This window comes from Pseudotabrizicola sp. 4114, from assembly GCF_031457365.1.
Taxonomy (GTDB): domain Bacteria; phylum Pseudomonadota; class Alphaproteobacteria; order Rhodobacterales; family Rhodobacteraceae; genus Pseudotabrizicola.
In genome coordinates this window covers 98095-120338 of sequence record NZ_JAVDWP010000007.1, presented here as the reverse complement: position 1 = coordinate 120338, position 22244 = coordinate 98095, and the positions used below count along the sequence as shown (strand labels likewise).

At 61.1% G+C, this 22244-nt stretch carries 20 protein-coding genes; 4 read left to right on the top strand and 16 right to left on the bottom strand.

The annotated features are described in order from the left end of the window. Positions 1 to 2: 2 nt before the first annotated feature. From J2X53_RS16285 to J2X53_RS16250, 8 genes are all read right to left on the bottom strand, one after another. Positions 3 to 992, bottom strand: a complete 990-nt coding sequence (locus J2X53_RS16285; RefSeq protein ID WP_349038547.1) for an ABC transporter ATP-binding protein — start codon at positions 990 to 992, stop codon at positions 3 to 5. Beyond that, positions 989 to 1966, bottom strand: a complete 978-nt coding sequence (locus J2X53_RS16280) for an ABC transporter ATP-binding protein (protein ID WP_349038546.1) — start codon at positions 1964 to 1966, stop codon at positions 989 to 991. Before J2X53_RS16280 ends, J2X53_RS16285 begins: the two co-directional genes overlap by 4 nt. Continuing rightward, complete coding sequence (locus J2X53_RS16275) at positions 1963 to 2847, bottom strand: ABC transporter permease (protein WP_349038545.1); 885 nt, start codon at positions 2845 to 2847, stop codon at positions 1963 to 1965. The genes J2X53_RS16280 and J2X53_RS16275 overlap by 4 nt, the downstream gene beginning before the upstream one ends. A gap of 1 nt (position 2848) precedes the next feature. Further along, the gene (locus tag J2X53_RS16270; protein ID WP_349038544.1) at positions 2849 to 3820 is read right to left on the bottom strand and encodes an ABC transporter permease; all 972 of its coding nucleotides are present in this window, start codon (positions 3818 to 3820) and stop codon (positions 2849 to 2851) included. A gap of 120 nt (positions 3821 to 3940) precedes the next feature. Then, complete coding sequence (locus J2X53_RS16265) at positions 3941 to 5503, bottom strand: ABC transporter substrate-binding protein (RefSeq protein ID WP_349038543.1); 1563 nt, start codon at positions 5501 to 5503, stop codon at positions 3941 to 3943. Between the two features lie 302 nt (positions 5504 to 5805). Further along, positions 5806 to 6891: a tricarballylate utilization 4Fe-4S protein TcuB gene (gene tcuB / locus J2X53_RS16260; protein WP_349038542.1), complete on the bottom strand. Its 1086-nt coding sequence runs from the start codon at positions 6889 to 6891 to the stop codon at positions 5806 to 5808. Further along, positions 6881 to 8272 carry an FAD-dependent tricarballylate dehydrogenase TcuA gene (tcuA, locus tag J2X53_RS16255; protein WP_349038541.1) on the bottom strand — a complete coding sequence of 464 codons (1392 nt, stop codon included), beginning with the start codon at positions 8270 to 8272 and terminating at the stop codon, positions 6881 to 6883. Before tcuA ends, tcuB begins: the two co-directional genes overlap by 11 nt. Continuing rightward, on the bottom strand, positions 8269 to 8937 hold the full coding sequence (locus tag J2X53_RS16250; protein WP_349038540.1) for a GntR family transcriptional regulator: 669 nt from the start codon (positions 8935 to 8937) through the stop codon (positions 8269 to 8271). Before J2X53_RS16250 ends, tcuA begins: the two co-directional genes overlap by 4 nt. Before the next feature lie 72 nt (positions 8938 to 9009). On the opposite strand from J2X53_RS16250, the gene J2X53_RS16245 reads away from it, so the two are divergent. Beyond that, a complete protein-coding gene (locus tag J2X53_RS16245) occupies positions 9010 to 10053 on the top strand; it encodes an AbrB family transcriptional regulator (RefSeq protein ID WP_349038539.1) in 1044 nt (347 codons plus the stop codon). Here J2X53_RS16245 and J2X53_RS16240 read toward each other — a convergent pair. From J2X53_RS16240 to J2X53_RS16225, 4 genes are all read right to left on the bottom strand, one after another. Beyond that, positions 10034 to 10999 (bottom strand): D-2-hydroxyacid dehydrogenase family protein, encoded by a 966-nt coding sequence (locus tag J2X53_RS16240; RefSeq protein WP_349038538.1) that lies wholly within the window; start codon positions 10997 to 10999, stop codon positions 10034 to 10036. The genes J2X53_RS16245 and J2X53_RS16240 overlap by 20 nt on opposite strands. Continuing rightward, positions 10996 to 12087 carry a 4-oxalomesaconate tautomerase gene (locus J2X53_RS16235; RefSeq protein WP_349038537.1) on the bottom strand — a complete coding sequence of 364 codons (1092 nt, stop codon included), beginning with the start codon at positions 12085 to 12087 and terminating at the stop codon, positions 10996 to 10998. The genes J2X53_RS16240 and J2X53_RS16235 overlap by 4 nt, the downstream gene beginning before the upstream one ends. Before the next feature lie 68 nt (positions 12088 to 12155). After that, positions 12156 to 14150: a tripartite tricarboxylate transporter permease gene (locus tag J2X53_RS16230; protein WP_349038536.1), complete on the bottom strand. Its 1995-nt coding sequence runs from the start codon at positions 14148 to 14150 to the stop codon at positions 12156 to 12158. Between the two features lie 107 nt (positions 14151 to 14257). Continuing rightward, positions 14258 to 15364 (bottom strand): tricarboxylate transporter, encoded by a 1107-nt coding sequence (locus tag J2X53_RS16225; RefSeq protein WP_349038535.1) that lies wholly within the window; start codon positions 15362 to 15364, stop codon positions 14258 to 14260. A gap of 148 nt (positions 15365 to 15512) precedes the next feature. Here J2X53_RS16225 and J2X53_RS16220 point away from each other — a divergent pair, with 148 nt between their 5' ends. Both J2X53_RS16220 and J2X53_RS16215 read left to right on the top strand, forming a co-directional pair. Continuing rightward, complete coding sequence (locus tag J2X53_RS16220; RefSeq protein ID WP_349038534.1) at positions 15513 to 16178, top strand: response regulator transcription factor; 666 nt, start codon at positions 15513 to 15515, stop codon at positions 16176 to 16178. Continuing rightward, positions 16178 to 17545, top strand: a complete 1368-nt coding sequence (locus J2X53_RS16215; protein WP_349038533.1) for a sensor histidine kinase — start codon at positions 16178 to 16180, stop codon at positions 17543 to 17545. Before J2X53_RS16220 ends, J2X53_RS16215 begins: the two co-directional genes overlap by 1 nt. A 159-nt stretch (positions 17546 to 17704) precedes the next feature. Here J2X53_RS16215 and gstA read toward each other — a convergent pair whose 3' ends face one another. After that, positions 17705 to 18340 (bottom strand): glutathione transferase GstA, encoded by a 636-nt coding sequence (gstA, locus tag J2X53_RS16210; protein ID WP_349038532.1) that lies wholly within the window; start codon positions 18338 to 18340, stop codon positions 17705 to 17707. A 148-nt stretch (positions 18341 to 18488) separates the two neighbouring features. Between gstA and J2X53_RS16205 the strand changes: the two genes are divergently transcribed. Further along, positions 18489 to 18812: a helix-turn-helix domain-containing protein gene (locus J2X53_RS16205; protein ID WP_349038531.1), complete on the top strand. Its 324-nt coding sequence runs from the start codon at positions 18489 to 18491 to the stop codon at positions 18810 to 18812. A 180-nt stretch (positions 18813 to 18992) separates the two neighbouring features. Here J2X53_RS16205 and J2X53_RS16200 read toward each other — a convergent pair whose 3' ends face one another. From J2X53_RS16200 to J2X53_RS16190, 3 genes are all read right to left on the bottom strand, one after another. After that, positions 18993 to 19547, bottom strand: a complete 555-nt coding sequence (locus J2X53_RS16200) for an ankyrin repeat domain-containing protein (RefSeq protein ID WP_349038530.1) — start codon at positions 19545 to 19547, stop codon at positions 18993 to 18995. Between the two features lie 497 nt (positions 19548 to 20044). Then, a complete protein-coding gene (locus tag J2X53_RS16195) occupies positions 20045 to 21601 on the bottom strand; it encodes a VOC family protein (protein ID WP_349038529.1) in 1557 nt (518 codons plus the stop codon). Continuing rightward, positions 21598 to 22218 carry a glutathione S-transferase family protein gene (locus J2X53_RS16190; RefSeq protein WP_349038591.1) on the bottom strand — a complete coding sequence of 207 codons (621 nt, stop codon included), beginning with the start codon at positions 22216 to 22218 and terminating at the stop codon, positions 21598 to 21600. Before J2X53_RS16190 ends, J2X53_RS16195 begins: the two co-directional genes overlap by 4 nt. Between the last annotated feature and the right edge of the window lie 26 nt (positions 22219 to 22244).

The following is a 22244-nucleotide window of genomic DNA, read 5'->3' as shown; positions in this document are numbered from 1 at the left end:
CGTCAGTCGTTCAGGTGACAGGCGGCCCGGTGAGCGGTGCCGATATCCCGCAGCTTTGGCCGCTCCGCCGCGCAGCGCGGCATGGCGAACGGGCAGCGGGGGTGGAAATGGCAGCCGGACGGCGGGGCCAGCGGGCTGGGGATTTCGCCGGATATGGTGGAATACTGGCGGCGGGTTGTATCCAGCCGGGGAATTTCCTGAAGCAGGGCACGGGTATACGGATGCGCCGGATGCGCAAACAGGTCGGCCACGGCGGCCTCTTCCACGATCCGCCCCAGATACATCACGGCCACCCGGTCCGAGATATGTTCGACGACCGCCAGATCGTGGCTGATGAACATGTAAGTCAAATTCAGCTCACGCCGGAGATCCAGAAACAGGTTCAGAATCTGCGCCTGTATCGACACATCAAGCGACGCGACAGATTCGTCGCAGATCAGCATGTCAGGCTGCACCGCCAACGCCCGCGCGATTCCGATGCGCTGCCGCTGACCGCCGCTGAACTGATGTGGAAACCGGCGGCTCATCACCGGATCAAGGCCCGCCCTGCGCATCTGTCCGGCGACATAGGTTTGTAATTCCGTGCGGGTGGTTTTGCCATGGCGCAGGGCAGCCGCTCCGACAATCTCGTCCACCCGATGCCGTGGATTAAGCGACGAGGACGGATCCTGAAAGATCATCTGTACGGCAAGCCGGGCGTGTCCGGCCTGTTGCGGCGACATGTCTTGCCAGGTCTTGCCGTGGTAGAGGACATCCCCTTCGGTTGGCTCGATGATACCGGCGACCACGCGGCCAAGGGTCGATTTTCCGCACCCCGACTCGCCGACAATGCCGACAACCTCGCCGTTGTTTACAGTCAGGCTGACATCATCCAGCGCATGAACCACCGGATTGGGCGTCTTTAGCCCGGTACGTTCGGCCAGACGTTCGACAAGCCCCGACGTGCGGTTAAACCGTTTGCTGACGTGGCGGATCTCTACACGGGGGGTCATGTTGCTTTTCCATGTGTCACGGGGTGGAAACAGCGCAGCAGCCGTCCGTCATATTCGGTTTGCGGGGGCATGATCAGGCAGGCATCGCTGGCCTGGGTGCAGCGCGGACGAAACGCGCAGCCCTGCGGCAGCTGAGCAATGGCAGGCGTAGATCCGGCAATCTGGCGCAGACGGGTGCCACGCTGGTTGTTCGACGGAAGGCTGCCGATCAACCCGTTGGTATAGGGATGGCGTGGCTGGTTGATGACCGTGCCCACATCACCATATTCAACAATCCGGCCCGCATACATAACCGCCACATCGTCGGCGAGTCCTGCAACGACCGATAAGTCATGCGTGATCCAGATCAACCCGGTGCCACGCTCGCGCGCAAGGCGCTGTACCACTGCCAGTATCTGCGCCTGAATGGTCACATCCAGTGCCGTTGTCGGCTCGTCCGCGATCAGCAGATCGGGGGAATGCAGAAGGGCAATTGCAATCGCCACACGCTGCCGCATGCCACCTGAAAACTGGTGCGGATAGGCGTGCAACCGTTCTTCGGGGCTGGGAATGCCGACCATCCCCAGCGCATCGCGCGCCCGGTCGCGCGCAACCGGTTTGCTGACGGTTTCATGCGCGAGGATGGTCTCGATCATCTGGGTATCAATCCGCAAGACCGGGTTCAGCGTCATGGCCGGGTCCTGAAAAATCATGGCAATGCGGTTGCCGCGCAGGGTCCGCATCCGGTGCTCTGGCAACTGGCGCAGATCCTGACCGTTGAACAGGATCTGTCCGCCGGTGACTTCGCCCGGAGGGTCAATCAGCCCCATGATCGAAAAACCCGTGACGGACTTTCCTGAACCGGATTCCCCGACAAGCCCCAGAACCTTTCCCCGCTCCAGCGCAAAGCTGACATCGTTGATCACGGTCACGCGCCCGGCCTCAGAGCCAAACTCGGTGCGCAGATTTCGGACTTCCAGCATGGGATTGCTCATCGTTGCGCCGCCTTTGGATCAAGGATCTGGCGCATCCGGTCGCCGACGAGGTTGATGGAAAAGATGGTGACCAGCAGCGCGATGCCGGGGAACAGACTGACCCAGTAGGTGCCCGACAACATCAGCTCAAACCCGTTCGAGATCAGCAGCCCCAACGACGGCTCGGTGATCGGAACCCCCAGCCCCAGAAAGCTCAGCGTGGCCTCCAGCGTGATGGCACGGGCGATCTGCATGGTCAGCAGCACAATCAACGGCGAGATGCAGTTGGGCAGCAACTGGCGCAGAATGATATTCCGATGCCCCATGCGCAAAGACCGTGCCGCATCGACATATTCGCGGCGCAGTTCGCTGAGCGCGGCACCGCGGGCGGTCCGGGCATAGGTGGCCCATTCGACAATCACGATGGCCAGCACCACATTGCCGACGCTTTTGCCCATCAGCGCAAGGATCAGCAAGGCCGACAAGATTGTCGGAAACGACATCTGAAGGTCAACCAGCCGCATCATCACCGTCTCGGTCCGGCCGCCGATATAGGCGGCAGTCAGCCCGAAGAGTGTGCCAAAGACAAAGGCGAGAGCGGCAGATCCGATGCCCACGATCAGGCTGATACGCAGCCCGTAGAGGATCGCCGAAAGCATGTCACGACCCTGACCGTCTGATCCCAGCAGGAAGGTGAACCCGGCAAAAGCGGTCTCGCCCGGGGGCAGCCGGCTTTCCATGATATCAAGCTGCATCAGGTCATAGGGGTTTTGCGGCGACAGCAGCGGCGCAAAGAGCGCGGCCGCCAGAACCAGCACTGTGCCAATCAGGCCACAGACAGCCAGCGGCGAGCGGCAGTAGACCCGCAGGAAGCGGACAAACGAAGTCAGATCCGGTTTCATCTCACTCTCCCTGCAGACGGATGCGGGGGTCGAGGACGCGGTACAGGATATCGACCACGAAATTGACCAGAACAAACATCAGCACCACAAGCATCAGATAGGCCACGATCACCGGACGATCGAGCGCGGCGATACTGTCGATGATGATCTTGCCAATGCCGGGCCATGCGAAAATGGTTTCGGTCACGATCGAAAAGGCGATGGTTGTGCCGATATCCAGACCCACCACCGTGACGATCGGGATCAGAATGTTCTTGAACACATGCACCGACATGATGCGCCTTGGTGTCAGACCCTTTGCACGGGCAAATTTGACATACTCGCTCGACATGGCTTCACGCACGCCCGACTCGGTCAGTCGGGTCACCATCGAGATGTTGAACAGCGACAGGCTGAATGCGGGCAGGATCATGTGGCGCAGGCCGTCCCACGTCAGGAAAGACCAGCCCACGCCCAGTATCGTGACCGTGCTGCCCCGCCCGGAACTTGGCAACCAGCCCAGCGTAACACTGAAGACCATGATCAACAGGATACCCACCCAGAAGATCGGCAGGCTGAACCCCAGTATGGATCCGGTCATGATGGCTTTGGCTGCAAAGCTGTCTGGCCGGTAGCCCGCGATCAGCCCCAAGGGAAACCCGATCACCAGCGAAAGCAGCACGGCAAACAAAGCCAGTTCCAGTGTGGCGGGCAGCCGCGAAAGGATCAGTTCAATCGCCGGTTCCTTGTAGACATAGCTTATGCCCAGATTGCCCTGCACCAGTCCCTTCAGGAACAGGAAGAACTGCGTATGCAGCGGCTGGTCGAGGCCAAGATCAGCGATCAGACGCAGCCGCTCTTCGTGCGTTGCCTCTGGCGGCAGAAGTGTCTCAATCGGGCTGCCGATAAGATTCAGCCCCAGAAAAACAATCAACGCCATCGCCAAGGCGACAAGCGCCGCCTGGAGGGTCCGTTGAATGATCCAAAGTGTCATGTGATGTCCGGTCTGGCTGCTGCGCGAAAACGCGTCTGGCGCGGGTTATGGTGCCACAAAGCTTGTATCGCTGCGGGCCGCAGAGGTTGGGACAGGGCGTGGCCCTGTCCCGACAAAGGTTCACTTCACCATGATATCCTTGGCGAGGGTCCGTTCATCAATCCGGGGGGCATAGGTCAGGCCTTCGCGCATCGCCCAGCTATTGGTCTGCTGATACAAGGGCAGAATGGCGCCATCTTCCAACGCGACCTTTACCGCTGCAATCAGGGCTTGCTCCCGCTCCGCGTCATCATAGATCGACAAAGCCGCAGCCGTCATCTCATCCAGCTTTGGGTTGGAATACCCGCTGTCATTCGACGCCCCCAGCCCACGTTCCTTGTCGGCTGTACCCAACACATTGATCAGCATCGAACTTGCATCAAAGGTGGCATTGCCCAGCCCAAGCAACTTCATCGCAAATTCCGACATCTTGGCGGAATAGGTGATCCATGGCAGGGCCTCGACCGTTGTTTGCACGCCGATCCGGGTCCACATCTGCGCGACAGCCTGCACCACAGCCGGCGCATTGGGGTAGCGGTCATTCGGCACGTGGACGGTCAGCCGGAACCCGTCAGGATACCCCGCCTCGGCCAGCAGGGCCTTTGCCGCCTCTGCGTCCTGTTCCGGTACTGCAATGTCGGGCGAATACGAAAACGCGCCTTCCGGCAGCCATTGTCCCGATGCGGTGGCCGTGCCCTCCATGATCCGGTCCACAATGGCCTCGCGGTTCAGTGCGATGGACAACGCTTTGCGCACGCGCACATCGGCAAGCGGGTTTTCCGACAGTGCCTCGCCATTCGGACCGCTTATGAACTGCATCTGCGGTCCGGCAAGGGGGGAGCCGACCAGATAAATCACCCGCAATCCCGGTGTGCTTTCAACGGTGATCCCGTCGGTGCTTTGCAGACGCGCCAGATCTGCCGCCGCGGGGGTATCAATGATGTCGACATCGCCCGCAAGCATCGCCGTTGTGCGCCCGCCAGCACTGGAAATGACGCGATAGGTTACAGTGTCCCAGGCCACATCATGGCCCCACCAGTCCGGATTGCGGTCCAGCGTGATCTGGTCACCCTGACGGAATTCCTTGAAGCGGAACGCCCCGGTGCCAATGGCAGCTTTGCCGGAATTGTAATCCGAGGTATCGGCGCCTTCTCCGGCATGACGCGACACGATGGCAATATTGGCCAGATCGCCCGGCAGGTTGGGTGCCGGCGCTTTGGTCGTGATCAGCACCGTGGCGTCATCTGCCGCTTCGACACTTTCCACAGCGCGCAGAAAGCCGCCAAAGCCGCCGGGGCTGTTCGGCACATCTCTGGCGCGTTCAAAGGTAAACACCACATCATCGGCCGTGAAAGCTTCGCCATCGTGCCATTTGATGTCCGGTCGCAGCGAAAACCGCCATTGCAACTCGTCCACAGCTTCCCAACGCTCAGCCAGACCCGGCAGCAACTGCCCTGCGGCGTCCCGCTCGGTCAGGCGGTCAAAGATCTGCATTGCGATGCTGTTGTTCGGCGAGGCGTTGTAAAAATGCGGGTCAATCGACGTAGCGGTGCCGCCTACGCCAATCGTCAGGTCTTCGGCATTGACAGGCATAGCAAGCGCAGCCGCACAAAGTGCGGAGAGAAGTATAGGTCGAAGTTTCATTGGCATCCCTTTGACGCTGGTCGCGCCCTGATGATCCATAACGAACAGGGCTGGTTGGCGCTGATCTGGCGTCAGCTTGAACCGGGTAGATCCGATTGCTGAAGATGTTCACCCAATATGAAACATTTATCAAATTCATATTTTTTTGGATATCCATTCATACGAAGAATAATGCGAGACTGCCCTGGCTGGGCAGATTGCACAGACTCCGCGGTGTGGCACCGGGTTGTGAACACACGCCCCCTGCCCGATGCTGGGGTGTCAGTCGCGCGGACCGGAACCAATCTGCTTGCGGGCGGGGATTATTCGCCGCCGCCCGCAGGTGCGGGCTTGCCCGCTTCGGCGATCAGCGCTGCAAGGCGGAAAAAGCCATGCACCATCTTTGAGAACGGCATCAACAGGAACAGAACCATCACGGTCGCCAGATGGATCGCAAGCATTGATCCGACCAGCACAGAACCCGTTACCGCATAAAGCCCGAGACCTGTCAGCGCAACGATGCCCAACAGAAGAACAAAGGCCATCTCTCCGCCCCAGACGCGAGCGGCACCAAGTGTCGGATCGGCTTTGATTTTCAGCCAGCCAAGACCGGCAGCGCCGATCACCATCATCACCCCGCCCGGCAGGCCCAGAAGTTTGGGCAATGACACCAGCGGATAGGGGGCTTCCCAGCCAAAGGCATAGTGCATCACCGTTCCGCTGGCCGTAGAGGCAAAGCACAAAAGAAAGCCATACATCATCAACTGATGAAACACCCGGCGGCGGTCGCTGAAACGGTCACCCTTTTCAAAATTGCAGCCCTCGCCATGACCTCCGGACAGGTTCTTCATCCGCGCGGCAGAGCCAAAGGCCGTCACGATATGCGACAGCCGTACCCGCCCGCCTCCCACCTCACGCCAGTAGTCGCGCAGCGACAGCGCAATCAGGGCAAGCGGCGCCACAAAGGCCGGAACAAAAATCGCCACCAGTGTATTGTGCCCAAGATGGGCATAAAAGCCCGCCCCTGTCTCTGGCCGCAACGCTGTCAGCGCCCAGAAAAACCATGCCAGAACGATCACCAGCAGCCCCGCCATGGCCACCCCATGCGTCTGAAACAGCTGCGCAACCGCCCGCGGCCGGGCCAGTCGTTCCCAGCTTTCCACCCGCACCTCTGCCAGAACGGCAGGGATGTTCAGCGCGAACTCATGCGGCGCGGTATACTGGCAGGCATAATAGCATCCCCGGCAGTTGTGACACAGGTTGGCGAGCTGAGTCAGATCACCGTCGGCAAAGGCCTTTTGCCGGGTCATCGCCGGAAATACCGAACAGAACCCTTCGCAATAGCGGCAGGCATTGCAGATTTCGATCTGGCGACGGGCTTCGTCCACAGAGGATAGATCAAGCGACATGGGCTGCGGCCTCCTTGCCTGCGATGCGTCCGAAAACGGTGCCGATGGTCATGCCGAAACCGGCAAGATAGCCTTGGCCCAGAATTGACCCGGCCATGATCTCGCCTGCGGCCCAGAGGTTCCGTATCGGGCCTTCGGCAGAATGGACCTGCGCGCGGGCATCGACCTTCAGCCCCAGATAGGTGAAGGTCACGCCGGGGCGCAGCTGGTAGCCATAGAAGGGCGGGGTATCCAGGGGGCGCGCCCAGTTGGTTTTCGGTACGTTCAGCCCCTCGGTCCGCAACCCATCCAGCTCTGTCGGATGGAACGGGCCGGGGCGGCAGGCAGCATTGAACGTGTCAACGGTGCGGCGGGTCGCCTGTGGATCAAGCCCCATCTGCGCAGCCAGTCCTTCTATCGTGTCTGCCTTTACCGGCGGGAACACCGAAGGCATGAACAGATCAATGGATTTGGCGTCGATCAGCGCATAGCCCACCTGATCGGGCTGCGCGGCGACCAGCCTGCCCCAGATCGCATAGCGCTTGGGCCAGACATCCTCACCCTCGTCATAAAAGCGGTCGCCATCCCGGTTCACAACGATGGAAAACGGCACGCAATCCAACCGGGTGACAATTCCGCCATCATACTTGGGCGCGCGCCCGTCGATGGCTACAGCGTGGCATTGGGTCGGATCACCCACCGACTCGGCCCCCTGATCCAGCATGTCGCGCAGAACCACACCACGATTATAGGGCGTTCCACGGATCAGGAAGTTCCGGGCGGCGGGGCCCCAGGCCCGTGCCAGCCAATCCAGATCAGCCTGAAACCCGCCCGAGGCCAGCACAAAGGCGCGGGCCTTTATCGTCACGGCTTGCCCGGTGATATCGGCCTCCAGATGCGTGATGCGGTCACCGTCACGATGCACATGGCGGACCTGCGCTTCATAGGCGACTTTCACCCCCAGATCGGTGGCGGTGTTGTAATAGGCATTCACCAGCGCCTTGCCCCCCCCAAGGAAAAAGGCATTGGTCCGCGACAGGCTGAGGGTACCGGAAAGCGATGGCTGAAACCGCACCCCATGCGCCTGCATCCACGGCAGGCATTCCTCGGATGCACGGATGGCCAGACGGGCCAGCCCCTCATCGGTTCTGCCCTTTGTCACCAGCATCAGATCGTCAAAATATTCATCTTCGGCGTAGCTGCCGGTCAGCGGGAACATCGGCTGCCGGTGCATGCAGCGGAAGTTACGGGTGTGGCGGCTGTTGCCGCCCCTGTAGGGCACAGGCGCACCTTCAAGGATCAGAACGCTTGCCCCCGCCTCTGCCGCCGTGATCGCGGCGCAGAGCGCGGCATTGCCGCCGCCCACGACCGCAAGATCGAACGTATCCGGCCAATCTTTCATGCTTCATCCTCCAGCGGCAGTTCACGGCCCCGCATATTGCGGATACGGGCCGACAGGGCAGCTTCGACATGCGCACGCATCGCCACTTCGGCCCTGGCACCGTCACGTGCCTGAAGCGCCGTCAGCACAGCCGCATGTTCTGCTACCGCCAGATTGGCGCGGCCCGGATCGGCCAGCGTGGTCGGCCCCAGGATCAGCAGGGTTTTTTGCAGCGCGCTCATGGATTTCAGTAAAAAGCGGTTGCGCGCGGCATCCAGCATCGTGCGGTGGAATTGCCGGTTGATCTCACGCGCTTGCGGGCCGGCGGGGGCATCTGCCAGCTCTGCATTCAGCGCGCCCAGCTCTGCCAGTTCGATATCAGACGCGGCCCGCGCAGCAAGCCGCGCGGCGGTGCCTTCCAGCACGGCGCGCATCTCGTACAGTTCCACCACCTCGGCATGGTCCAGGCTGCGGATCGTGGCACCTTGCCGGGGCAGATGCATCACCAGCCCGTCCGCCTCCAGCTGCCGGATCGCCTCACGTACGGGGGTGCGGCTGATGTGCAGCCGTTCGGCCAGCTCCGTTTCCCGCAGCCGGGCACCGGGGGCAAGCGCGCCGCTGCGGATTTCTTCCAGCAGGCGGCGATAGGCACCCTGCCCTTGCGGAATCTCGGTCTCGTCCGTCATTTAAATACCCGCTTGCCGTTCTTGTGTACGACTGTATACATCTGGATACAAGGTGACGCAAGGAGACAGATCATGCGATCCTTTCAAATACCAAAACAGATTGCGACGCTCGCTCTGGCCCTTCTGGGCGCAGGAGTGTTCGTGCTGCTGGGCCTGCCCCTGCCGTTTCTGTTCGGGCCGATGGCGTTCTGTCTGCTGGCCGCACTGGCGGGCGCGCCGCTGAAGGGAATGGGGACCGTGTCCACCCTTGCGCGTACGGTGCTTGGCGTCGCCGTCGGTGCATCCATCACGCCCGAGGTTGTCAGCCGCATTCCGCAGATGGCGGGCAGCGTGGCACTGGTGCCGGTTTACGTCGTAATCATCGGGCTGGTGGGCGTGCCGTTTTTCCGCCGTCTCGGCTATGATCCGGTAACGGCGTGGTACGCGGCGATGCCAGGCGGGTTGCAGGACATGGTCGCCTTCGGCAAAGAGGCCGGGGGCGATGGACGCGCCCTTGCGCTGATCCACGCCACGCGGGTGCTGATCATCGCTACCTTGGCCCCGATCATCCTGACCGGCCTTTATGGCTCCAGTCTGACGGGTGCGCTGGGGGAACCGGCCCGCGATCTGCCTGTGGCAGAACTGTTCCTGATGGCCGCCGCCGCCATTATCGGCTGGAAGGGCGCGGAACGGGTCGGGCTGTTCGGGGCCTCGATCCTGGGGCCGATGATCGTTACGGCCATTCTGTCGCTGTCCGGGCTGATCCATAGCCGCCCGCCAGCCGAAGCCATTCTGACGGCGCAGCTTTTCATTGGTCTTGCCATCGGGGTTCAGTATGTCGGTGTCACGTTCCGCGAGTTGCGCAGCTTTATCCTGTCGGGTCTTGCCTTTGTCCTGGTGCTGGCCGTGCTGGCCGCAATCTTCACCGAGATTGTGACCCTGACCGGCCTTGCCCAGCCTGTAGAGGGGTTCCTTGCCTTTGCGCCCGGTGGACAGGCGGAAATGACGGTTCTTGCCCTGGTTGCCGGGGCGGACCTTGGCTTTGTCATCCTGCATCACCTGACGCGGATCGTGGTGGTGATCCTTGGCGCGCCGGTCGCCGCACGCCTGATGGGAATCAGGCGGACGGGGGGCTGACAAGATGTATGGGTCGCCCCGCAGCAAAGGCGTTCACCTGATCAAAGATATCGGCGAACTGCAGGTCAAACTCCTCTTCCGTGACAAACCCGATATGGGGCGTCGCGATCACGCGCGGATGTGACAGCAGCGGATCGGCAGGGTCCGTCACGGGTTCAGCGTCAAACACATCCAGCGCGGCCAGACCGGGCCTGCCCAGATCAAGCGCCGCACGCAAGGCCCCCGGCGCGATCAGCCCCGCGCGTGAGGTGTTCACCAGAACCGCGCGCGGCTGCATCAGCGCAAGGTCAGCGGCGGTGACAATCCCTTGGGTTTCAGCCGTCAGCCGCAGATGCAGGGTCACGATATCGGACCGTGCGAAGAAATCCGCACGGCTGGCCGGAACCTCGCCGCCATGCGCCGCGGCGCGGGCGCGGCCCGCCTCTGACCCCCACCACAGCACCTGCGCCCCAAAGGCTGCGGCATAACCCGCGATCAGCCGCCCGATCCGACCATGGCCGTAAATGCCGATGGTCTTGCCGCGCAGGGTGCGGCCCACCCCAGCCTGCCACTTGCCCGCCTTTGCACTGGCAAATTGCCCCGGCAGATCCCGCAGGGCGGCAAGGATCAGCGCCCAAGTCAGTTCGGCAGCGGCGTGGTTCGGCGCTTCGGCAGGCTTGAGCGAGGCAAAGGCCACCCCGCGCGCGGCACATGCCGCCACATCGACATGCGGCCAGGCCCCGCGCCCGGAAATCAGGCGCAGGTCCGGCAGTGCATCCAGAAGCTCTGCCGTGATCCGCGTGCGTTCCCGGAACAGGCAGACTGCCTCGGCGCCTTGCAACCGGGCCGCCAGATCAGCGCCCTCGGCATGATCGGTCCAGACCGTAACATCGTGCCCGGAAAGTCTGTCAAAGCAGGGCAGATGGCGCAGGGTATCGGACCAGTCATCAAGGATGTGGACCTTCATTTCCCATCCCAGATCGCACCCGGCACCATCACCTCACCCCGCGCCAGAAGCCGGGCGGTGCGCAGCAAGCCCGCCGATTTCAGCGTAAACCCATCGGGGCCGTTTTCATAATCGACCGTAACGTCAATCACGCCGCCCGGATGTTCGATCAGCACCAGTGCCGGAACCCCTTCGGGCGGTGTGAACAGCCCCTCGGCCACAGTGCCGGGCGTCAGCACGCAGGAGGCAAGGCATTGTGCCCCGGTCACCGCCATCGTCGGATGGCAATTCCACGGCATGAAGTAGCGCGCCGTCACCGTGCCGCCATGGCGTGGCGGGGCCAGCAGGGCGAATTTTGGTGTGACCGATTTCGACACATCGCCCATCCCCATCCGACGCCCCGCCTCTTGCCGGACCGGCTCCATCCGCGCATAGAAATCACGGTTCGCGTCCAGTTCCTCGACGGTTTCAAACCCTGTCAGCCCAAAGTCAGCCGCGCGGGCGATACAGATCGGCATGGCCACATCCATGCAGGTGACCTCGATCCCGTCGATCACATCCCGATGCGCGCCGGTGGGCAACAGCGACCCGGTTGATGACCCGACCACATTCATGAAATTCAGATAGATCGGTGCCGCCGTTCCCGGCACACCGTCAATCGCCGCGTCGCCACTGTACTCCACCTGTCCGTTCGGGGTGCGGACAACGGCCTCGACCGTCGCACCTGTATTGACGGAACGGATCCGCACGCGCGTCACATCGCCTTGCGGCATGATCAGGCCCATTTCCAGAGCGGCGGGACCGACGCCCGACAGGATGTTGCCGCAGGTCGGTTTGAAATCCACCAGACCATCCTCGACGCTCACCTGCGCGAAAAAATAGTCGATGTCGCAATCTTCGGCATCCGACAGCGACAGCATCGCCACCTTGGTTGTGACCGCTGCCCCGCCGCCGATGCCGTCAATGTTCAGCTTGTGCCCCGACCCGACAGCCGCAACCAGAACGCGGGCCAGTGTCTCACGGTCTTCGGGCAGATCCTCGCGCCGGAAATAAGGACCGCGCGAGGTGCCGCCGCGAAAGAAGTGAAAGGGAATGGCAGTCTGGGCCATCGTATCCTCCTGCATGTCAGATGAAAAAGGCCCGCGCAGGCTGCGCGGGCCGGATCTTTGTTTCGGGATCAGCGGAACGGCCAAGGCAAATCGGCCATATCCTGCAAAGCGCCTGACGGAAAGTTCAGCGACAACGCCCAGGCCAGCAACAGGATGAAGCCCGCAGCCGCAGCCGTCATAAGCACCACGGCCACCGGCCCAGCCTTTGCCCGCACGATCAGGAAGAAGGGGAAGAAGATCAGCAGCGCCGCGTAAAAGCCGATCAGCGCTGTCAGCCCGACCAGACCGGCGATCCACGCCAGCCCGCCCCAAAGGCTGCCCATCCCCGCCTGCCCCACATGCTCACCCGTCAGCTCCGCATCGAAATCTGCGTGATGCCCGGTCTTGCCCCGCACCAGCTGCGGGATCAGGATCGCCAGCATCACCAGCCCGATGAGGGATACAGAAAGCGGAAAGACCTGTGCCAGAAAGTCATGCTGCAGCGAGTCTGCCAGCGCCACCAGCAGAACAACTGCCATGGCCACGGCAAATCCGATCTGAGGCAGACGCGTCTTGAGTACAGGCGTATCACCAGTGCCCTCCGCTTGCGGCGCGGGCTGCACATTCTCATCCACCCGGTTCCGCAGGCCGAACCAGATCGAGGCCAATGTCATCACCCCGATGATCATCACCCCCGGACGGCCCAGGAACGACCAGCCGTTGAACTGCAGCGCCTGATAAAAGTAGGTCTCTGCCTGTGGGGCCAGCACATAGCCGATCAGCAGCGCCGGACGCGGCCAGCCGAACCGCTTCATCAGCACACCCAGCACGCCAAGCCCCAGCAAAGCCGTCAGATCGGCCAGCGAGCGCGTCGCCTGAAACGCTGCAAAGCAGATCAGCACGATCATAAAGGGCGCAAGCCGCTGGAACGGGATCTGCGTCAGCTTGGAAATCGGAATGGCCAGCGCAAGGCAGATGCCCGCCCCCATCACGTTTGCCAGTGCCAGCGACCAGACCACCGAATAGGTGATGTGCAGATCGGCGCCGACCATTGACGGGCCGGGCTGGATACCCAACAAAACCATACCGCCCAGAAACACCGCCATCGCGCCTGATCCGGGAATGCCGAACAACATGGTGGGCAGCAACGCGCCGCCCTGCATGGCGTTGTTCGCGCTTTCCGGCGCGATCACGCCCCGGATGTCACCCTTGCCGAACTGCGGGTTATCCTTGACCGTCTGAACGGCGTGGCCATAGGCGATCCAATCCACGACCGAGCCGCCAAGACCCGGGATCGCCCCGATGATACAGCCAATGCCCGAACACCGCATCGACAGCCAGACATTGGCCCACCAGTCGCGGAATCCCTGAAACCAGCCGGTTCCCAGCGTATGACCCGAAGCGATGGCAGTGTTCTTGCGCAGCAGATCCGCGATTTCCGGGATGGCGAAAAAGCCAAGGCCGACCACGACCAGCGGGATCCCGTCGTAAAGATAGTCAAAGCCAAAGATCATGCGGAATTCGCCGGTCGCCGGTGCCCCGCCGATCGTGCCGATGATCAGGCCGATCGTGCAGGCCGCCAGACCCTTGGCCAGACTGCGGCCTGCCAGAACCGCCACCATCGACAGGCCGAACAGCGCCAGCATGAACAATTCGGCCGATCCGAATGACAGGATGATCGGGCGTGCGATAACGACAAAGCCGGTCAGGATGATTGCGCCGAAAATCCCGCCCGCCATTGACGAGATGAACGCCGCCGACAGCGCCCGTGCCGCCTGCCCCTGCCGCGCCAGCGGAAAGCCGTCCAGCACGGTGGCCTGACTGGCAGAAGACCCCGGAATCCCCATCAGGACCGAGGAAAACGTGTCAGAGGTGGGAATGACCGCGACCAGACCAATCAGCATGGCAAGGGCGGTGATCTCGTCCATTCCATACAGAAAGGGGATCAGAAGCGACAGGCCGGCAATCCCGCCCAGACCGGGGATCACGCCGATGACAAGCCCGACTGACACGCCGACAAGCATGTAAAACAGATGCTGGAACGTCAGCAGTGTCGCAAAGGCAGATAAAAGGGTATCGATCACGGCGCATACTCCCGCGTTGGTCGCATAAGATGGCGACGAGGCAACGATATGTCAGACGAAAAGTGGCGGGCACCACAAGGGCGCCCGCCACAGGCGAAGGAGGAGGATCAGTCTTCGCCCAGCTTCACGCCATATTCGGCACCGAGCATCGTGCCCACCTGGGTGCGCAGCTCTGGCGAAATGGTGGTGCCCTTTTCAAACAGTGCCTGCGCCAATGGTCCTGTCACCTGTTCATAGCTGCCCAGAACCGCTTCGGCATTGGCCAGATAGTCCGGGTCGGTCTTCATGTCCTCAAAGGCCTTCTGATAGGCGGCCACGATGTCATCCGGGGTGTCTTTGGGCAGGAACGCCATCTTTTGTGCCGGGAACCCGGCAGTAAAGAATGCGAAATAGGCGTCATACTCCGGGCCCGACGGCGCAGCGCCGGTCAGGGTCTCATACGCCTCGACAAAGGATGGCAGGTCCGGGAAGGTCGGATCACGGACGACCTCGCCCGCCTCATTCAGAACTCCCCAGCTGAACAGCGGGACAGCCTGCCCGGCTTCAACCAGAGGCTGCACGCTTTTGATATAGGCTGACGAGGTCTGGTAATCGATGTTCACTTCGCCGCGCTCGAACGACAGGCGGCCATCGCCACGACCCTTGAACCCAAAGACGTGCTGAACATTGAAGCCCATCAGGCGGAAGCCGAGCAGCGGAACCAGATCAAGCGAGGTTGCACCCTGGCTGGCATAAACCAGCTCTTTGTCCTTCAGCATCGCGATGTCTTCGGGACCGGTCAGGCCCAGCGACGGAGTGGTGTAGACCACGCCGCCCGTCGGGCCGGCCATCGCAATCTTCCACTCTTTGTAGTCATAGCGCACGCGCGGATCACCCAGAAGATAGGGGAACTGCGTGGAACCCGAGGTGCCCAGCAGCATCAGCCCGTCGGGCTTTGCACGCGCAGCAAACAGGTTGGTGCCCTTGGTCGAGCCGCCGCCGGGCTCGTTCACCACCACGACGACCGGGTTGCCGGGCAGGTACTTCGACAAGAGCGGCGCGTTGAAACGCGCCCATGTGTCGGACCCGCCGCCAGCCGAGAACGGAATGATCCATTCAATCGTCTTGCCGGAGAAATCCGCCTCTGCCGCCGCCGGGCCCGCGAGACCAAGCGCCATAGCACCCGCCGCCAGTCCAAGCACAGCACGCCTGGCGAAGTTGATTGTTTTTATCATGTCGTCCTCCCGTTTGCACAATAGTACACCAGACCGCGTTGCGGTCAGGCGTCATACCGTTCTTGATTTCTCCTCCCAAGAACGGCTTGATGGGACCATTACGAGTGGTTCCTGTCGGCAACCTGTCCTGTGTTCAAAAAGGCACTTCATGCGCGTGATCCTGGTCGAAGACCATCTTAGCCTCGCAAAAGGTATCGGGAACGCTCTCAGGGATCAAGGTCATGCCGTTGACCATCTTGATGACGGGCTGGATGCCGACACCTTCCTGTCCCGCCATTCTGCCGATGTCGCCATCATCGATATCAACCTGCCACGGCTGAGCGGAATCGAGATCATCCGCAGACTTCGCGCGCGCGGCAATACCATCCCGGTTCTTGTGTTGACCGCACAGGGAAAAACCTCGGAACGCGTCGCGGGGCTTGATGCCGGGGCTGACGACTATCTGGTAAAACCCTTTGATATGGAAGAACTTGTGGCGCGGTTGCGCGCCCTTTTCCGGCGACGCCCGCAGGTTGCCCCGGTGCATGAGACCGTCGGCAATCTTCTGTATGACCGCGAGCAGCGCATCGTTCTGCATGCCGGGCGCAACCTTGATCTGCCACGGCGAGAACTCGCACTTTTCGAGCTTCTTCTGGAAAACCGGGGCCGCCTGATCGAGAAAGACCGCATTGCGGACTCCCTTTACGGAACGGGCACATCGGTCGAGGCAAATGCCGTCGAACTGCTGATTTCGCGTCTGCGCCGAAAGATAGACGGATCTGGCGTCACGATCCGGACAGCGCGCGGCCTGGGCTACATGCTGGACGAAACCTGATGTTGCGCAGGCTTTCGTTGCGCGGTCGGTTGTTCCTGCTGCTGATCCTGCCCCTTGTCACCGTTGCCGCGGCAGCTTCGTTTGCGCGGTATCAGGCCGCAAACCGGCTGTCTCAGGAATTGTACGACAACACACTGCTGGTGGTCGCCCTGACGATTTCACGCGACGTTGTCATTTCCGAAGGCGATATGCTGACCGAACAGCTGCTCGATGATCTGACAATGGCTCTGGGCGATCCGGTCTATTACCGGATTACAGGACCGGGAGGCAGGTTCGTGACCGGTTATTCCGACCCCCCGGATTTTCCCGAAGGGGCGCTGATAGAAGGCGGGCAACCTGTCTTTTTCGACAGCGTTTCGCTCGGTCGGCCTGTCAGGGCAGTGGTGCTGCGCGAATTCATCAGCGAACCGCAGTTTGGCGGCTGGGTCACTGTCGAAGTCTGGCAAACCGTCAGCCAGCGCCTTTCCCTGTCGCGCGAGTTGGTGACGCAGTCTGTCATACTGCTTGGCTCGCTTCTGCTGACCGCCGCTCTGATCCTCTGGTTCGGCATCCAGCTGGGGCTGAAACCGCTTCTGGATCTGCGCGAGGCCATCGGGCAGCGCAGTGCCGACGATCTGCGCCCGATCCGTCGCTGGGTGCCGCCGGAACTGCGTCCTCTGGTGCAGACGACGAACGTTCTGTTTGACCGGCTGGCGCAGGCGTTTGTCCTGCGCGACAGCTTCATCTCGGATGCGGCACATCAGATGCGGAATCCTGTGGCCGCGATACAAAGTCAGGCCGAAGCTGCGATCAGCGCCCCGAACGAAACCGAACTGCGCGCCCGCGTTACCGCTCTGGCAGAAAGTGCGCGGGCGACAAGCCGGCTGACCTCGCAACTGCTGTCGCTGGAGCGTGTGCGCGGCCGAAGTCTCAAGGCATTGATTCAGCCGGTTGATCTGGCAGCTTTGGTCCGCAACCGCGTGCGCCCATTTGCTGAAACCCAGTTGCGACGCGACGTTGATGTTGCGTTCACGATTTCCGGCGTCCCCAGACCAATCGACTGTGACCCGGTTCTGGTCGAGGAAATGGTGGCAAATCTTCTCGACAACGCGGCAAAATATGCGCTCCGACCGGGTGGACATCTGGATGTATCGGTTGAGTTCGAACCTCGGTCAGTCTGTCTCCGATTTGCCGATGACGGTCCCGGTGTCCCTGTGGAATCAAGGGAGCGGATATTTGATCGGTTCTTCCGCCTTGATGATGACCAGTCTCGCGGCTGTGGCCTTGGTCTGGCAATTGTCACCGATGTGGCCCGCGCGCATGACGGCAGTGCCCAGTGCTTCCCTGACGAACACGGTCTGGTTTTTGAAGTGAGATTTGAGCGGTAGACCCGGTCGCCCCCCCCGGCAAGATTTCAAGGCGGGGCTTCTGGTTCCGAAGTCCGAAAATGGGGCGCAAGCCTCCTTGAACGTTGCTTTCCGAACAATGGGGCCTGTCAACGGCGCTACACACTGCGATGCAGCGTCACCGCAGCGGTCATCCGATTGTCAGTTCAGTTCGAGACCTTCCTCAAGTATGGATTTCTGCACGGCCTCACGACTCTTCACGCGCTCATACCAGGCCTGCAGGTTCCGAAGATGATCAAAGCGAATTGGCGTGTCCTCGTAGGACTTGAGCCAAGATGCCTTGCCCCAACCCGTCACCGCAAACAGGTATGTGTCTGCGACCGTGTACTGGTCCCCCATAAGAAACGGCTTGTCAGCCAGATGTTCATCAAGCCAGGCGTAGCGTTTTTCAAGCTTCGGCAGTGCAATCTCGATGTAGCCGCTTGCCGAGGGGGCATAGAAGAGCGGAATGAAACCCTTGTGGATTTCTGTCGAGAGGAAGGCGAGCATCTCCTGAAGCTTGTAACGTTCAAACGTTCCGTTGGCAGGAGCGAGGCCTTTTTCGGGCTTCTGGTCCGCAAGATACTGCACGATGACAACGCCTTCCAGCAGCAGGTCGCCGTTATCAAGCTCTAGCGCAGGAATGTAGCCGTGCGGGTTGACCTTGTAAAAGTTCTGTCCCTGTTCGGTTTTGTGGTCTTTCAGATCAACCTTGATGAACTCGACATCAAGACCAAGTTCATTTGCAACAATGTGAGGTGAAAGCGAGCAGGCACCCTGCTTGTAATAGAGCTTCATTCTGTAGTCCCCATGGGTTCCATTTCATTGCCCTTCCTTGCGAAAAAGCATGGCTGCCGTGTAGATCAGGCAGTATAGAAACGGAAGAACGCAAAAGTTTGTCATCTAGGTACATAAATTATACCTCCTTGCCGCGATAGGGTGTCTGATGAAAGAAACAGTGTCCGGTTGTCCCGTCGAAGCCGCCATGCATTTGTTGGGGGGGCGGTGGCGCCTGCTTATCGCGTCCTATCTCGTAGAGGGCCCGAAACGGTTCAGTGAGCTTCGACGACTGGTGCCGGGCATATCGCAGCGCATGCTGACACTCGATCTGCGCGCCCTTGAAGAGGCGAAAATAGTCTCGCGTACCGTCTATCCGACCATGCCGGTAAAGGTAGAGTACGCTCTCACACCGGACGGTCACCGGTTGAACAAAGTGGTGACCGTCGTTGAAGAGTTTGGCTTGTGGCTCAAGGCAAGGGATGAGGCCTGACGTCTGATGACCGCCTTCGGCCGGTGTCAGCCTTGCGACAATGCAGCATCTGACCTTGCCCCCAACTTTTATCCAGCGTGAAGGAGACACCGGGCTAGAGCTTGTCTCGCTCTGCCTCCATCCGGCCAAGACCACACTTGACCCGGTGATGCCGTACCGCCTCCGATGTCGGCATCGTTCTCATCTGCTCGCGCCAGCTTGTGTCAGAAGGTCAACTGTTGCCTGATCCCCATATGCCTTTGCGTAGGCCAGTGCGGATTGTCCCTGATCGTTGCGGGTGTCAGGGTCGGCGCCAGCGGTCAGCAGCGCCTCGATCATGTCATGGTTGTCCGCCTCGGCGAGCGCCAACATCAGTGGTGTCCGACCTTCGCCATCCCTTATTTCGAGCTGCCCTCCTTCACGCAGGACAACCGGCAGGAATTCAGGGTCGATTAAAATATGGAGCAGAGTGTGCCCGTCATCATTTTTTGCTGCGATGTCAGCGCCATACTGAAGCAGAAGCAAAAGTTTTTCTTCAAAATCAATGTAGTCAAGAAGATGGATTGCCTCAAAACCGAACTGGCCCTTGGCGGATGCCAAGGCTGGGTACTGCCTTAAAGCGGCTTGGACCTCCGATGCTTTGCCAGTCTCAACGAGGGCATGAAAGGCCGCTACCTCATCCGCGCTCGGTTCGGCTGCTGCGGTTCCACTGGCACCCATCAGAAGAGTGGCGACGAAGTAAAGCAACTTCCGCATCAGCGGCTTTTCCCAAGTTGAACTGCGTCATAAGTAGAATGAAACTTCGCGCGGGAGTCAACAAGGGCGCTGACTGTGATTTCGCTGCGTTGCATACGAAGGTCCGCTGCCGGACAAAAACCTCTGGCCAAAACATATAGGACAAAGACGGTCGGTTTGGTCAGGGACAGAAACGTCCAAGGTCTGGCCTGTACCAGGGTCAAGACACGGATGGTCTGACCGCTCTGCAAACCGCCCGGCGGCTGTAGATGCTCGATGGCCCCAGATCACCTAATCGAGACGCCGAACCCAGTTCAGGGTTTCCTCCAGCGGATCAAGCGGGGGCTCGACCGGGAACACGCCGATCTTGTAGTCCTCGAAGCATGCCAAAAGGCGAGTGGCGAAGGTTTTCCAGATGTGACCTTCAGCGCTATCCGGCGCGGTTCTCACATTTTCTCTGGCGCGGCTCTCGGGTGACGCGTCCGATTATGGTCACGCGGTCCGGGATCCGGTGCGGGCTATCCCGTCGCAATGGGCGGCAGATTTTGCCCCAGCCATCGCGACGCCTCCGTAACATCGGCGCCAGACAGCGCATGACCGGCCGAAAGCGTGTGGGCATCGACCTCTGCACCACGGGCCCGCAGGTCAGCTGCCAGCGTTGGCGCGGCGTGGACGAAGGGATCGTCACGTCCGTGGAGCAACAGCACGTGGGTTCCTGAAAGATCGGCTGTCGTGGGGGAGTCGGTCGCCCGAATGCCCCGCAGCAGGATCGCGCGGCGCACAATACCGGGATGCAACTGGATGACGGCAGCCAGCAGGCTTGCGCCATTGGAATAGCCAAGGAAGACAAGCCTGTCGGCATTCAGCCCGTAATCGCTGATGGCGGCTTCGACGAACGCTGCAAAGGCTTCTGCTTCACCGCGCAGATCGGCCTGATCAATCCTTGTGGCGCCAATCCGGCGGAACCAGCGATTGGATCCGTCTTCGGTCGCCCGGCCGCGCACCCCCAGAAGCGTGGCTTGCGGTGCAATGCGGCGGGCAAAGGGCATCAGGTCGGCTTCGTGCCCGCCGCTGCCATGCAGCAGTACCAGTGTAGTGCCATCCGGGTGCTCCGGCCGGTTGAAGCGATGAATGAAGGCGAGGTTGCGCGCCGGAAACCGCTCTTCGCCGGGCAGGGAGAATTGCGGCAGCATGGCTTTCAGATCTTCCGCGCGGTCAGCCTCCTGTGGCGGCAGGAACAGGGTCTGGCCAAGCTCTTCCTGCGCTTCATCAACCGTCATTCCCGGGCCGTCGGTCGCATATTCCACAAGAATGCCGGCAGGATCACGCACATAGAGCGACAGAAAGTATGTCCTGTCGTGAACCTCGGTCGGGCCGTGGGCCCTGAGCGACAGCCGCATTGAGCGGACCGCATCGGCATCCGGCGCACGGAAAGCCACATGATCCGGCACGCCGGCACCCGGCACCGAGGGCACGAAACCCGACACCTCCCTGACATCCACGACATCGGTATCGGACAGCATGCGCTGCGTCAGGCCGTCTTGTTGTGCGAGCCTGTAGCCGAACCGCGCCATGAACGTCGCGGTCTCGACCGCTTTGTCGGTCAGGACGGTAATTCCCCGCAGGCGAGTAGGCGCGCCCGGAAGCGGCATCGCCGTCGGCATGTCGGTGCCGACCAGTTTCACGATCAGCCCGTCGGGGTCTTTCAGCCGCAGGACCGGCTCGCCGAATTCGCGCAAGGGCCCCTCGAACGGGACATGGGCCGCAAGCGCCTTGGTCAGCCAGTCGCCAAGCGTATGGGGCGAAACCGCAAGCGCCACTTCCGAAACCTGCCCGATGCCGGTACGGCCCCGCCCCGCAGCCTCCCAGACGAGGAAGGTCAGCAGCGATCCGGGGCTGCCGGTGCCGTCGCCGTATATCAGGTGCAGCTGTTCTGCATCCGCGTAGCCGCCGGTGCGTTTCACAAGCCTGAGACCCAGGAATCCGACGTAAAAGTCAACGTTGGCCTGCACGTTGGACGTGATGCCAGTGACGTGGTGAAGGCCAGTTACGCCCGCAAATGCGCTTGCACTCACTTGCCTGCCTCGCGTGCAAGCACCTTCTGTACTGAAGGATCGGCGGCGATCCTGTCATGCAGCGCCTGCACGTTGGGGTACTCCTTCAATCCGTCCGGCAAGAGTTTTGCCGCCCAACGCGTCATCGGAAAGGAATAGGCATCGATCACCGAGCGGCCCCCATCGAGGATGTAATCCCGGCCGTCGAGATGGCTGTCCAGAATGCGGAACTGTTTGGCGACCAGCTTCTGTCCTGCCGCGACCACCGCAGCCCGCGCTGCTTCGCTTGTGTCTGTCGTGTAGCGGGAAGGCATGAAAATCGGCCAGAACGCGGCGTGAACGTCCGAGGTGAAGAAAGCGGACCAGCGATGCGCTTCGGCCTTATTGCGCAGACCGTCGCCGCCGGACAGCCCCGCCTCGGGGTGCTTGGACGCCAGATAGTCAAGAATCGCGCCGCATTGTGTCAAAAGCCAGCCATTGTCTTCGCGCAAGGTCGGCACCGCACCGGTGGGATTCACAGCGACAAGCTCTTTGGAGCCGTACTGCACTTTGACAGCGTCATAGGGTGCCCCGATCCATTCAAGAACGATGTGAGGGGCCAGCGAGCAGGCACCGACGGCGTAGTAGAGAGTGGTCATTTTTTTCAACTTTCTGTTAAAGTGAT